This is a genomic window from Chromobacterium subtsugae (assembly GCF_001676875.1).
Classification (GTDB): domain Bacteria; phylum Pseudomonadota; class Gammaproteobacteria; order Burkholderiales; family Chromobacteriaceae; genus Chromobacterium; species Chromobacterium subtsugae.
Genome location: NZ_JYKA01000005.1, coordinates 74260 through 86871 on the forward strand (window position 1 = coordinate 74260; position 12612 = coordinate 86871).

The 12612-nt window shown below is 66.1% G+C and carries 12 protein-coding genes; 9 read left to right on the forward strand and 3 right to left on the reverse strand.

Annotated features, from left to right (window positions below):
- The first annotated feature begins 4 nt into the window (after positions 1–4).
- From ribBA to MY55_RS08085, 6 genes are all read left to right on the forward strand, one after another.
- On the forward strand, positions 5–1129 hold the full coding sequence (ribBA, locus tag MY55_RS08060; RefSeq protein WP_043577294.1) for a bifunctional 3,4-dihydroxy-2-butanone-4-phosphate synthase/GTP cyclohydrolase II: 1125 nt from the start codon (positions 5–7) through the stop codon (positions 1127–1129).
- Between the two features lie 61 nt (positions 1130–1190).
- Entirely contained in the window at positions 1191–1658 is a 468-nt protein-coding gene (gene ribH, locus MY55_RS08065; RefSeq protein WP_043577291.1) for a 6,7-dimethyl-8-ribityllumazine synthase, read from the forward strand.
- Between the two features lie 76 nt (positions 1659–1734).
- A complete protein-coding gene (gene nusB, locus MY55_RS08070; RefSeq protein ID WP_043577289.1) occupies positions 1735–2184 on the forward strand; it encodes a transcription antitermination factor NusB in 450 nt (149 codons plus the stop codon).
- 73 nt (positions 2185–2257) lie between these two features.
- Positions 2258–3208, forward strand: coding sequence for a thiamine-phosphate kinase (thiL, locus tag MY55_RS08075; protein WP_065202225.1), 951 nt, complete (start codon positions 2258–2260; stop codon positions 3206–3208).
- Positions 3192–3698 (forward strand): phosphatidylglycerophosphatase A family protein, encoded by a 507-nt coding sequence (locus MY55_RS08080; RefSeq protein WP_043577284.1) that lies wholly within the window; start codon positions 3192–3194, stop codon positions 3696–3698. The genes thiL and MY55_RS08080 overlap by 17 nt, the downstream gene beginning before the upstream one ends.
- 149 nt (positions 3699–3847) lie before the next feature.
- Positions 3848–6769 (forward strand): DNA translocase FtsK, encoded by a 2922-nt coding sequence (locus MY55_RS08085; protein ID WP_157889277.1) that lies wholly within the window; start codon positions 3848–3850, stop codon positions 6767–6769.
- 69 nt (positions 6770–6838) lie between these two features.
- On the opposite strand, the gene MY55_RS08090 is transcribed toward MY55_RS08085, so the two are convergent.
- From MY55_RS08090 to MY55_RS08095, 3 genes are all read right to left on the reverse strand, one after another.
- Positions 6839–7318 carry a hypothetical protein gene (locus MY55_RS08090; protein ID WP_052258469.1) on the reverse strand — a complete coding sequence of 160 codons (480 nt, stop codon included), beginning with the start codon at positions 7316–7318 and terminating at the stop codon, positions 6839–6841.
- A gap of 193 nt (positions 7319–7511) precedes the next feature.
- Positions 7512–7646, reverse strand: coding sequence for a hypothetical protein (locus tag MY55_RS24440; RefSeq protein WP_279625439.1), 135 nt, complete (start codon positions 7644–7646; stop codon positions 7512–7514).
- Positions 7647–7765: 119 nt separating this feature from the next.
- Positions 7766–8956, reverse strand: a complete 1191-nt coding sequence (locus MY55_RS08095; protein WP_043581453.1) for a vWA domain-containing protein — start codon at positions 8954–8956, stop codon at positions 7766–7768.
- 98 nt (positions 8957–9054) lie between these two features.
- Between MY55_RS08095 and MY55_RS08100 the strand changes: the two genes are divergently transcribed.
- The 3 genes from MY55_RS08100 to MY55_RS08110 are packed head-to-tail and all read left to right on the forward strand — an operon-like array spanning position 9055 to position 12612.
- Positions 9055–10485: a coniferyl aldehyde dehydrogenase gene (locus tag MY55_RS08100; protein ID WP_065202226.1), complete on the forward strand. Its 1431-nt coding sequence runs from the start codon at positions 9055–9057 to the stop codon at positions 10483–10485.
- 1 nt (position 10486) lies between these two features.
- Positions 10487–11005, forward strand: a complete 519-nt coding sequence (locus tag MY55_RS08105) for a twin-arginine translocation signal domain-containing protein (RefSeq protein WP_047236222.1) — start codon at positions 10487–10489, stop codon at positions 11003–11005.
- Complete coding sequence (locus MY55_RS08110; RefSeq protein ID WP_047243334.1) at positions 11002–12612, forward strand: GMC family oxidoreductase; 1611 nt, start codon at positions 11002–11004, stop codon at positions 12610–12612. Before MY55_RS08105 ends, MY55_RS08110 begins: the two co-directional genes overlap by 4 nt.

Genomic DNA, 12612 nt, shown 5'->3' on the forward strand with positions numbered 1-12612 from the left:
AAGCATGGCCATTTCTCCGATTCAAGACATCATCGCCGACATTAAGGCCGGCAAGATGGTGGTGCTGATGGATGCCGAAGACCGCGAGAACGAGGGCGACCTGGTGATGGCGGCCGAATTCGTCACGCCGGAGGCGATCAATTTCATGGCCAAGCACGGCCGCGGCCTGATTTGCCTGACGCTGAGCGAAGAGCGTTGCAAGCTGCTGAACCTGCCGATGATGGCGACCAACAACGGCACCAGCTTCGGCACCAACTTCACCGTATCGGTGGAGGCCGCTGAGGGCGTGACCACCGGCATTTCCGCCGCTGACCGCGCCCATACCATCCAGACCGCGGTGGCGAGGCTGGCCAAGGCCAGCGACTTGGTGCAGCCCGGCCACGTGTTTCCGCTGAAGGCGCAGAACGGCGGCGTGCTGATCCGCGCCGGCCATACCGAGGCCGGCTGCGACCTGGCGATGCTGGCCGGCGTGGAGCCGGCCGGCGTGATCTGCGAGATCATGAACGACGACGGCACCATGGCGCGCTTGCCGGAGCTGATCGAGTTCGCCAAGCAGCACGGTTTGAAGATAGGCACCATCGCCGACTTGATCCAGTACCGCAGCCGCACCGAGTCGCTGGTGGAAAAGGTGGGCGAGCGTCCGGTGGAGACGCCGTTCGGCAGCTTCGACCTGCATGTGTTCCGCGACATCACCACCTCCGCCACCCATCTGGCGCTGAGCAAAGGCAAGATCCGCGCCGACAAGGAAACCCTGGTGCGCGTGCACGAGCCGCTGTCGGTGATAGACGTGCTGGCGCCGCTGTGCAGCCACCACAGCTGGACCGTGCCCAACGCGCTGGAAACCATGGAGGAGACCGGCGGCGGCGTGATGATCCTGCTGTATCGCGATGAAACCGGCCAGGATCTGGCCGAGCGTGCGCTGGGTCAGGAGGCGGCGCGGCAGAAGTGGGACAGCAAGACTTTCGGCATCGGCGCGCAAATGCTCAAGGCGCTGGGCGTGGGCAAGATGAAACTGATGTCCAGCCCGGTGAGCCTGCCGTCGATGGCCGGCTTCGAGCTGGAAGTCACCGGCTTCTGCCAGCCCGGACATTTTCACGTGGATGGCCAGGGCGGCCCAGGCGTGGCCTAAATGCGGCAATTACGTTACAATTGCCGGCTTTCCTTAGTGTTTTCGCCGCGAGGACAAACCAATGCTTGATGCAATCCAGTGTATTGAACCCAATTTTTCCGGCAAGGGCCTGAAAGTCGGCATCGTGATGGCGCGTTTCAACACGCCGGTGTGCCATGGCCTGCGCGACGCTTGTCTCGCCGAGCTGGAGAAGCTGGGCGTGGCCGCTGGCGACATCACCCTGGCCACCGTGCCGGGTGCGCTGGAAGTTCCGCTGGTGCTGCAAACCATGGCCCAGACCGAGCGCTTTGACGCGCTGGTGGCCCTGGGCGCGGTGATCCGCGGCGAAACCTATCATTTCGAGCTGGTATCGAACGAATCCGGCGCCGGCGTCACCCGCGTCGGCCTGGACTTCGATATTCCGGTAGCCAATGCCATTCTCACCACCGAGAACGACGAGCAGGCGGAAGTCCGCATGCAGGAGAAGGGGGCGGACGCCGCTCGCGTCGCGGTGGAAATGGCCAATCTGCACAAGACGCTGCGCGGCTGAATTCCCGCCGCCAGCCATCCGTGGGAAGCGGTCGCCGCGCGCGCCGCTTCCCTTGCTCTTTTGAGGAATCGCCACCATGAAAACCGCCCGCCGCCGCGCCCGCGAATTCGCCGTACAAGGCATTTACGAGTGGGAACTGAACCAGGACCGCCCGGCCTCGCTGATCGAGAAGCATCTGCGCGAGAACGAATACTTCGCCAAGGCCGATGAGGCGCTGTTCCGCAACATCCTGTACGGCGTACTGAAGGATGTGTCCACGCTGTCCGCCCAGATCGGCCGCTACTACGAGCGCGCCGAGGACGAAGTCAGCCCGGTGGAGCGCGCCGTGCTGCTGATGGCCGCGCTGGAACTGACGCAAAGCCCGGAAACCCCGTATCCGGTCATCATCAACGAAGCCATCGAGATCACCAAAACCTTTGGCGGCACCGATGGTCACAAATTCGTCAACGGCGTGCTGGACAAGCTGGCCGCCGACGTTCGCGGCGACGAAGTCCTGGCGCAGAAACAGCGCCGCAAGCAGGATTGATCGTTCCGCCCGCCCTTGGGTCGGCCGGAATCCACGACACCCGCTGCTGGCGGGTGTTTTTGCGTGAGGGGTCATGAACGAGTTCGAACTGATAGCCCGCCATTTCCAGCGTCCGGCGCCGTCGGCGCTGCTGGGCGTCGGCGACGACGCCGCCATCGTGCGGCCGACGCCCGGCTGCGACCTGCACATGTCGGTGGACATGCTGGTCGAGGGGCGGCATTTCTTCGCCGACGTGGCGCCGCGCGCGCTGGGCCACAAGACGCTGGCGGTGAACCTGTCGGACATGGCGGCGATGGGCGCGCGGGCGCGCTGGGCGCTGCTGTCCATCGCGCTGCCGAAGGCGGATGAGGCCTGGGTGGCGGAATTCGCCGCCGGCTTTCACGCGCTGGCGCTCGAACATGGCGTGGAGCTGATAGGCGGCGACACCACTTGCGGTCCGTTGACGCTGTCGGTGACCGTGCTGGGCGAGGCGCCGTCCGGGCAGGCGCTGCGCCGCGACGCCGCGCGGCCCGGCGACGATGTCTGGGTGTCCGGCGAGCTGGGCCTGGGCGCGCTGGCGGTGCGCCAGCGCCTGGGCTGGCTGACGGTGGACGACGCGGATCTGCTGCAAACGGCGCGGCAGAGGCTGGAATACCCGCAGCCGAGGCTGGCGCTGGGCCGCCTGCTGTTGCCTGTCGCCCATGCGGCGGCGGACGTGTCCGACGGCCTGATGGCCGACCTGGGCCACATCCTGGCTGCCTCCGGCGTGGCGGCCGAAATCCAGGCCGACGCCTTGCCGTCCGATCCCCGGCTGGAGGCGCTGCGCGCGCGGCATCTCGACTGCCTGGCTGCCGGCGGCGACGATTACGAACTGGTGTTCACCGCGCCGCCGCAACGGCGCGCGCAGGTGGAGGCCGCCGGCGCGCAATGCGCTTGCCGGGTCTCCCGCATCGGCCGCATCGTCGAAGGCAGCGGCGGCAAGCTTTTGGACGCCGCCGGCCACCCGATCCCTTTACAGAAAGAAGGCTATGACCACTTCGGCTGATACCCCGCTCATCGTTCCCAATTGGCGTTTCCTGTTGAGCCACCCCGCCCATCTGCTGTCTTTCGGCTTCGGCAGCGGCCTGATGAAGAAAGCTCCCGGCACCTGGGGCACGCTGGTGGCCTATCCCTTGTTCTTCCCGCTGCTGGCGCTGGGGGTGGACGGCTGGTGGCTGATGGCCTTGTGCGCGCCGCTGTTCGCGCTGGGAGTGTACGTGTGCGGCATCACCGGCAAGGCGCTGGGCGTGCACGACTACGGCGGCATCGTCTGGGACGAGGTGGTGGGCATGCTGATGGTGCTGGCTTTCGCGCCGGCTAGTTGGCAGGGCTGGCTGCTGGCCTTCGCGCTGTTTCGCTTGTTCGACATCGTCAAGCCCTGGCCGATCCGTTGGTTCGACCAGCGCGTCGGCGGCGGCTTCGGGGTGATGGTGGATGACGTCATCGCCGCGCTGTTCGCGCTGGCGGCGCAGTGGCTGATCTGGCGCGCCTTGTAAACAGCGGGAATCTAATCCCCGGCGATGTATCAAAGCCGTTACAATTCGGCAATAACAGCAGGTGGCGGCGCTGGCCGGGGTCGCGGCGCCGCCATGACTAAAAACATGCCCAGCCAGGATGCGGGCAGCTTGAAATCGGGGTTTTGATTGTGTGGGTCGTAGTGTTTCTGTTGCTGCTGCTGGCTGCGGCCGGCTGGCTGGTGAAAACCGGCAAGATATCGTTGCCATCGTTGACGAGCAAACTGGACGGGCTGCTGGGGGTGGAAGGCCGGCCTGAGCGTTACGAGCCGGACTACTTCGCCGAGCCGCGCGAGACGCCTCCCGCGCCCGAGGCCGAAGCGGCAATGGCCGCGCGCAGCGAAGACTCGGTAGACGCGCCTGAAATCGAAACGGTTCCGCCGCAGCCCGAACCGCCGCAAGCCCAGGCCGTGCGGCCAGAAATCCGCCTGCCGCGCCGCGTCGCGCCGCCGCCGGAAGCGCCGCGCGAGACCATCGTGCTGCCGCGTCGCCCGGAGCCGCCGGCGCGCGAAGCGCCCGTCGAGCTGCCCAAGCTTGAGCTATCGCGCGAATACCGCAAGAAAACCCGCCTGCCGCCCCGGTCGCGGGAGGACGAGCTGCCGGTCATCGGCCTGTCGGAAATGCAAAGCAATATGCGGCAGGATTTTCGCCGCCGCCAGCGCGCCAGCGGCGTGGCAATGCCGGCAGGCGAGGGCGAGCTGCCGGTGATAGGCAGCCATGAGGTGAGGGAGAAGGTCGCCAGCCTGCATGCCCATCGCCGCGCAGCGCCTCCTGTTCAGCCGTCGTTGCCCAAGGTGGAGCTGGCGCCCATCGTTCGCGCCAATTTACCGCCGGCGGGCAAACCCGCGCCCGCATTCCGCCCCCCCGAGGCGGTCGCGCATCCGCAAGCCGCGGCCATGATTCGGCCTGCCGCCGCGCCGGCGATGCCTGCGGCGGAAACGGCGGCGCGTCCGGTCGCAATGCCAGTCGAAGCGGCCGAGCCGCCTGCGGCGGCGGCGCCTATCCCGCCTTCAGAGCCGCTTGCGGCGGCAGCTGAATCCATTTCCGCGATGGCCCCGCAGCCATGGCCGGTACTCGACAGCGAGACGGCGGCGATGGCCGCGTCCGCGCCGGATGAGCCCGAGCAGACGACAACTGAGCTGACGCGCGAGGCGGCGCCTGTCGCGGCGGCCGAGCCGGCGGCGCAGACCGCGCCGGAATGGCAAGCCGCCGCCGAAGCGGAAGCCGGGTTTGACGCGGAAACCGAGGTTGAGACAGCGGCCGCGGATGACGAGCCCGCGCAAGCCGCCCGCACGCCTTGGCGCTGGCCGCAAACCCGCGAAGTGCTGGTGCAGCAGGAAAACGCCAGGCCGGCCATCGTGCAGCAAACCGTGCTGCAGAGCGAAGCCCTGGCCGCGCCGTCTCTGGCCGCCACCACCGACAAGCTGGCCGCCAATCCCATGCCTTGGGTGCTGATAGACAAGGCAGCCGATGCGCCGCCGCCTGAGCCTAGCCTGCAGGCCGCGGATGCCGAAGCGTCCGAGTCAACAGCCGAGGCGCCGGCCTGGACGGAGCGCGCCGCTTACGACGACTCCATCCTGCCGGGCTTGGAGCTGCTGCGTCCCGCCGATGCCGTCACCGTGGCCTGCAGCCAGGATGAGCTGCTGGAGCGCGGCATCGTCATCGAAGAGAAGTGCGCCGAATTCAAGGTCAAGGTCAGCGTGGTGGATGCTTATGCCGGCCCGGTGATCACCCGTTACGAGGTGGAGCCGGCGGTGGGCGTGCGCGGCAACCAGGTGGTGAACCTGATGAAGGACCTGTCGCGCGCGCTTGGCCTGGCGTCCATCCGCGTGGTGGAGACCATTCCGGGCAAAACCTGCATGGGCCTGGAGCTGCCCAACCCCAAGCGGCAGATGATACGGCTGTCGGAAATCTTCGCCGCCGATGTGTTCCAGCAGCCGGCCTCGCGGCTGACGCTGGCGCTGGGCAAGGACATCACCGGCGAGCCGGTGACGATGGACCTGGCCAAGGCGCCGCACCTGCTGGTGGCCGGCACCACCGGCTCCGGCAAGTCGGTGGGCGTCAACGCGATGATTCTATCGATGTTGTATAAAGCCACGCCGGACGAAGTGCGCTTCATCATGATCGATCCCAAAATGCTGGAGTTGTCGGTCTACAACGATATTCCCCACTTGCTGGCGCCGGTGGTCACAGACATGAAGCTGGCCGCCAACGCGCTGAACTGGTGCGTCGGCGAGATGGAGCGCCGCTACCGGCTGATGAGCTCGCTGGGCGTGCGCAATCTGGCCGGCTACAACCAGAAGGTGCGCGAGGCGGCCGAACAAGGCCAGCGTATTTCAAACCCGTTCAGCCTGACTCCGGAAACGCCGGAGCCGCTCGACAAGCTGCCTTTCATCGTGGTGGTGGTGGACGAGTTCGCCGATCTGATGATGGTGGCCGGCAAGAAGATCGAAGAGCTGATCGCCCGCCTGGCGCAAAAGGCGCGCGCCGCCGGCATCCACCTGATTCTGGCCACCCAGCGGCCGTCGGTGGACGTGATCACCGGCCTGATCAAGGCGAATATCCCGACGCGGATCGCCTTCCAGGTGTCCAGCAAGATAGACAGCCGCACCATTCTGGATCAGATGGGCGCGGAAAGCCTGCTGGGCCAGGGCGATATGCTGTTCCTGCCGCCCGGCACCGGCTATCCGCAGCGGGTGCACGGCGCCTTCGTCACCGATGACGAGGTGCACGCGGTGGTCGAACACCTGAAGCAGTTCGGCGAGCCGGACTATGTGGAAGGCCTGTTGACCGGCGAGAGCGAGGCGGACGAGGCTTCGGCCGACGCCACGGCCAAGGCGCAGGCGGCGACAGAGTCCGACCCCTTGTACGACGAGGCAGTGGAGATCGTGCTGCGCACCCGCAAGCCATCCATCTCCGGCGTGCAGCGCCATCTGCGCATAGGCTACAACCGCGCCGCGCGTTTGATCGAAGAGATGGAAGCGGCGGGCATCGTCAGCGCGATGGAAAGCAACGGCAACCGCACGGTGCTGGTGCCGCAGCGCGATTTCTAGCGCGATCGCGGCCAATGAAAAAAGCGCGCCGCGAGGCGCGCTTTTTTCATGCTTGCAACCGGCCAGGGCTTAGGGCCACAGCTGGCAGTATTCGGTGTTGGCTTCGTAGTTGCCGCTGACCGAGCCGTCGGCGTTGATCTTCTTGACCCAGCCATTGGGCTGGCGGCTGGTCGGCTTGACGCCGCAGTTGCTATGCACCCAGTGGATGCCTACGCCGCTGGTATAGAGTTGGCCGCACAGTTGCAGGCGGTCGCCTGCCTGGATGGTGCTCAGCGGGTAGGGCACGCTCTCGCCTGCGGTGTCGTAGCCGGAGGCGTATACATTGTCCATCGCCACATCGTAGGTGCGGCCGTCCTGGTCGGCGCGCAGACGGACATGGGTGTGGGACAGCTCCACGCCGTTCAGGTCCTGGCCGGATGCGAACTGCGGGCCGGACACCACGGTGCCGGTCAGGTAGCTGCCGGCGGCGGCGCGACAGTCGGATTTGCCATCGGCCAGCGCGGCAAACGATACGCCCAGCAGGCAGGCGGCCATTACGATTGATTTCATCAGTTTCACCCTTGCAGTTTTAGTTTGATGGTTTTAATGCAGGGGCAATTCTAGTCAATCGGGATATTGCGTATGTTTCGGTTTTGAGAATAATTATGTTTTTTGTTTGCTCGGCGTTAACAAGTGTGAATTCACGCGGCCGGCAATGAAAAAACGCGCCGAAGCGCGCTTTTGATCGTATGGCCAGAGCCGTTCAGCGGCGGCGGGACGCCTCGTCGCGGCGAATGCGGATGGGCACCAGCCGGGGCTGCTCTTGTTCCGGGGTGGCCAGCAATTTGGCGACAGCGATGACCGCGGCGACAAGGGCGGCGAAAAGAAGAACTTGCATGGTATGACTCCCCGTAACGGATGAGGCGTGTTTCGGATCAGAATTCTGGCCTCTTGCTTCATTCTGGGCTACAACCTGCTCCAGACTCAAGGGAAAAGTTATGTGCCAACGTTAAATTTTCAAGCGCGGGCGGCAGTTTTTTTCAAATCCCGCATCGCCTGGTCCAGGCCGCCCAGCGTCATCGGCCGCATCCGCTGCGCCATCAATTGCCGCAGCATGGCCACAGACTGGGTGTATTGCCAATGCTCCTCGCCCAGCGGGTTCAACCAGACCGCGTGCTTGAAGTGTGCCAGCAGGCGTTTGAGCCAGGTTTCGCCCGACTCCTCGTTCATGTGCTCGACGCTGCCGCCGGGATAGGCGATCTCATATGGGCTCATGCTGGCGTCGCCGACGAAGATCAGCTTGTAATCGTCGCCGAAGGTGTGGATCAGGTCCCAGGTGGAAAAGCGTTGGCTTTGGCGGCGGTTGTTGTCCTTCCAGACCGATTCGTACACGCAGTTGTGGAAGTAGAAGTACTCCAGATGCTTGAATTCCGACTTCACCGCGGAAAACAGCTCTTCGCAGGCGCGGATGTGATCGTCCATCGAGCCGCCGACGTCGAACAGCACCAGCACCTTCACGCTGTTGCGCAGCTCGCGCTGCATCCTGAGATCCAGCATGCCGGCCTTGCGCGCGGTGGCGGCGATGGTGGCGTCCAGGTCCAGCACTTCCTCGGCGCCGTCGCGGGCGAATTCGCGCAGGCGGCGCAGCGCCAGCTTGATGTTGCGGGTACCCAGCTCCACCTGGTCGTCGAAATTGCGGAATTCGCGCTGGTCCCACACCTTGACCGCTCGGCGGTGGCGCGACTGGTTCTGGCCTATCCGTATGCCTTCCGGATGGTAGCCGAAAGCGCCGAAGGGGCTGGTGCCGCCTGTGCCTATCCATTTGTTGCCGCCCTGATGGCGCTCCTTTTGCTCCTCCAGCCGCTGGCGCAGGGTTTCCATCAGCTTGTCCCAGCCTAGCGCCTGCAGCCGGCGCTTTTCCTCGTCGCTCAGGTATTTCTCAGCCTGCTTGCGCAGCCATTCCTCGGGGATGGCGCGCTGCAGGTCGTCCAGCGCCATTTCCAAGCCGCGGAAGTGCTGGCCGAACACCTGATCGTAGCGGTCGAAGTGCTTTTCGTCCTTGACCAGCGCGGTTCGCGCCAGATAGTAGAAATCGTCCAGGCTGCCGAAGGCGACATGGAGCCGCAAGGCTTCCAGCAGCGTGAGGAATTCTTTCAGGGTGACCGGCAGTCCGGCGTTGCGCAGCGCGTAGAAGAAGTCGATGAACATGATGGACCGGCGAGGTGACAGCGGGTTTGGCGGGTGCTAATCTTGCCTAGAGCCCAGGCTCTAAACATTTGTTTGGCTACTACTAAAAGGATAATACTATGGACGCCATCAAAATGCCCACCCAAGAGGAAGGCTCGCTGCTCGAAGCGTTCGGCCGGCTCAAGTCGATCGCCCAGGCCACGCCCTATCCCGCGCTGGAAATGCGCCGCGCCTGGCTGGGCGCGCTGGAGCGCCTGATACAGGAAAACCGCGAGACGCTGATCGCCGCGGTGAATCAGGATTTCGGCCAGCGCAGCGCGGTGGAGACCCGCCTGGCGGAGCTGTTCCCCTCGCTGGAGGCGATCCGCCACGCCCGCCGGCATCTGAAAGGCTGGATGAAGCCGGAGCGGCGCCGGGTGTCGTTCTGGTTCATGCCGGCGAGCGCCAGCGTGCTGCCGCAGCCGCTGGGCGTGGTGGGCGTGGTGGTGCCGTGGAACTACCCGCTGTTCCTGGCCTTCGGCCCGATCGTCGCGGCGCTGGCGGCGGGCAACCGGGTGATGGTGAAAATGTCCGAATACACGCCGGCCACCGGCGCGTTGCTGAGCGAGCTGGCGCTGCGCTATTTCGGCCGCGACCTGTTGACCGTGGTCAACGGCGGTCCGGAACTGGGCCAGGCGTTCACCCGGCTGCCGTTCGATCATCTGTTGTTCACCGGCTCCACCGCGGTGGGGCGGCACGTGATGCGCGCCGCGGCCGACAATCTGACGCCGGTCACGCTGGAGCTGGGCGGCAAATCGCCGGCGCTGGTGGCGCGGGGGGCCGATCTGCGCCGCAGCGCCGAGGCCATCGTCGCCGGCAAGCTGATGAACGCCGGACAAACCTGCGTGGCTCCCGACTATGTGCTGGTCAACGAAAAGGACTGCGGCCTGCTGCTGGACGAGATCCGCGCCGCCGCGGCGCGCGCCTACCCGACGCTGGCCGACAACCCCGACTACAGCGCCATCATCAACGACCGCCACTACCAGCGCCTGCAAGGCTGGCTGGAGGCGGCGCGCCAGGCCGGCGCCCGCATCGACGCGGTGAATCCGGCCAACGAAAACCTGGCCGCCCGCCGCAAATTCCCGCTGACACTGGTGCAGCGCTGCCCGGACGACTGCGCGCTGATGCAGGAGGAGATTTTCGGCCCCATTCTGCCGATTGTCGCCTACGACAAGTTCGACGAGGCGCTGAGCTACATCAACAAGCGGCCGCGGCCGCTGGCGCTGTATCTGTTCGACAACGATCCGCTGCGGGTGGAGCGGGTGCTCAAGGAAACCGTGTCCGGCGGCGTCAGCGTCAACGACACCTTGCTGCATGTGGTGCAGGACGATCTGCCGTTCGGCGGCGTGGGGCCGTCGGGCATGGGGCATTACCACGCGAAAGAAGGCTTCCTCGCCTTTTCCAAGCTCAAGCCGGTGTTCCGCCAGAGCCGGCTGTCCGGCAGCCGGCTAACCCGGGCGCCTTACGGCCGCATGGTCGAATGGCTGCTCAAGCTGATGCTGCGCCGCTGACATGCCCAGCCGCCGTGAACTGCTGAAAACCGGCGCGCTGGGCGCGGCGGCGCTGTTGTTGGCCGGCTACTGGGCCACGCCGCAGGCCGACCCGCTGGCGCAGCCGGGCGGCGCGGCCACGCTATGGCTGCAGCCGCAGGACGCGGCCATCATCCGCGCGCTGGCGCCGGTGATGCTGGGCCTGGATGGCCTGCCGCTGGAGCAGGTGGCGGCTGGGGTGGACAGGGCGGTGCTGGGTTTGCCGCCGGCGCTGCGCCAGGAGCTGCGGCAGCTGTTCGATCTGCTGCAGAATCGCTGGGCGCGCCGCTGGCTGGCCGGCATCGGCTCGCCTTGGGCTTCGGCCGCGCCGCACGAACTGGAACGCTTTCTGCGGCGCTGGCGCAATAGCCGCTTCCAGCTGAAGCGCAGCGTCTATCAGGCGCTGCACCAATTGATCAACGCCGCCTGGTACGGCAACCCCGCCAGTTGGGCCGCGCTGGGCTATCGCCTGCCGGAAGGCGTGGTGGGGATGCTGCCTTGAGCGGCAAGATCCCCGATCCGATCCGCGCCGGACTGGCCTTGGGCTGGAAAGCGTTCGATGGCGCCGCGCAGGGCCAGGATCTGGCTTGGGATGCCGATGTGGCGATCATCGGCAGCGGCGCGGGCGGCGCGGTGGCGGCCGAGGCGCTGAGCGCAGCCGGTTTGGACGTGCTGATTCTGGAGGAGGGCGGTTTTTACAGTTCCAGCGATTTCCGCATGCTGGAGGCCAAGGCCTATCCGGAGTTGTATCAGGAGTCGGCAGGCCGCCAGACGGCGGACAAGGCCATCAGCATTCTGCAGGGGCGTTCGGTGGGCGGCGGCACCACGGTCAACTGGACCAGCAGCTTCCGCACGCCGCCGGATACCTTGCGCTGGTGGCAGGAGCGCTATGGCCTGGCGTCGCTGACCCCGGAAGCCATGCGGCCCTGGTTTGAAAAGGCGGAGGCCAGGCTGGGCATCGCGCCCTGGGACGGGCAGCCCAACGGCAACAATCTGGTGCTGGAGCGCGGCTGCCAGGCGCTGGGCCTGCGCCACGCCAGGATACGGCGCAATGTGCGCGGCTGCTGGAACCTGGGCTATTGCGGCATGGGGTGCCCGACCAATGCCAAGCAGTCTATGTTGGTCACCTGCATTCCCCAGGCGCTGGAGCACGGCGCGCGGCTGTTGTCGCGGGCCCGCGTCGATCGCTTGCAGGCGAATCAATCCAGCAGCCGGATCGTCCAGGTCCATGGCAGCTTGCTGGCGGCGGACGGGGTCCTGGCGACCGGGCGGCGCTTCGTGGTGCGCGCCCGCCATGTGGTGCTGGCGGCGGGGGCGATAGGCTCTCCCGCCATTCTGTTGCGCAGCGGTTTGGCGGATTCGTCGGGCCAGACCGGCAAGCGCACCTTTCTGCATCCGGTCGCTTTGTGCGCGGCCCAGATGCCGGAATTGATCCAGCCGTTCAACGGCGCGCCGCAAACCGTTTATTCCGACCACTTCATGCATACCCAATCGCTGGACGGGCCGCTGGGCTTCAAGCTGGAGGTGCCGCCCATCCACCCCTTGCTGGCCAGCGTCACCTTTCCCGGCTGGGGAGCCCGGCAGGCGCAACTACTGCGGCAGTTGCCGCATCTGCACGCCACGCTGGCGCTGTTGCGCGACGGTTTCCATCCGGACAGCCAGGGCGGCGAGGTGCGTCTGCGCGGCGACGGCTCGCCGCTGCTGGATTATCCGTTGAACGATGTGATCTGGGATGGGGTGTACCGCAGCTGGCTGGCGATGGCCGAGCTGCAATTCGCCGCCGGCGCCAGCCTGGTGATGCCGCTGCACGAGCGGGCCGAGCCAGTCAGCTCATGGCGGCAGGCGCGGGAGCAGATAGCGGAATTGCCATTGCAGGCCTTGCAGGCCAAGTTGGTCAGCGCGCACGTAATGGGCGGGATGGCGATGAGCGATGATCCCAGCCGCGGCGTGGTGGACGAATACGGCCGGCACTGGCTGTGGCGCAACCTGACCATCATCGACGGCTCGATTTTTCCCACCAGCATAGGGGCCAATCCGCAGCTGTCCATCTATGCCTTCGCCTGGCGCGCCGCCGACGCTCTGATCCGGCAATTGGGGCGGGAGGGCTGA

Coding starts and splice junctions, on each gene's coding strand:
- ribBA (WP_043577294.1), top strand. CDS start 5: ATGGCCATTTCTCCGATTCAAGACATCATCGCCGACATTAAGGCCGGC.
- ribH (WP_043577291.1), top strand. CDS start 1,191: ATGCTTGATGCAATCCAGTGTATTGAACCCAATTTTTCCGGCAAGGGC.
- nusB (WP_043577289.1), top strand. CDS start 1,735: ATGAAAACCGCCCGCCGCCGCGCCCGCGAATTCGCCGTACAAGGCATT.
- thiL (WP_065202225.1), top strand. CDS start 2,258: ATGAACGAGTTCGAACTGATAGCCCGCCATTTCCAGCGTCCGGCGCCG.
- MY55_RS08080 (WP_043577284.1), top strand. CDS start 3,192: ATGACCACTTCGGCTGATACCCCGCTCATCGTTCCCAATTGGCGTTTC.
- MY55_RS08090 (WP_052258469.1), bottom strand. CDS start 7,318: ATGAAATCAATCGTAATGGCCGCCTGCCTGCTGGGCGTATCGTTTGCC.
- MY55_RS24440 (WP_279625439.1), bottom strand. CDS start 7,646: ATGCAAGTTCTTCTTTTCGCCGCCCTTGTCGCCGCGGTCATCGCTGTC.
- MY55_RS08095 (WP_043581453.1), bottom strand. CDS start 8,956: ATGTTCATCGACTTCTTCTACGCGCTGCGCAACGCCGGACTGCCGGTC.
- MY55_RS08100 (WP_065202226.1), top strand. CDS start 9,055: ATGGACGCCATCAAAATGCCCACCCAAGAGGAAGGCTCGCTGCTCGAA.
- MY55_RS08105 (WP_047236222.1), top strand. CDS start 10,487: ATGCCCAGCCGCCGTGAACTGCTGAAAACCGGCGCGCTGGGCGCGGCG.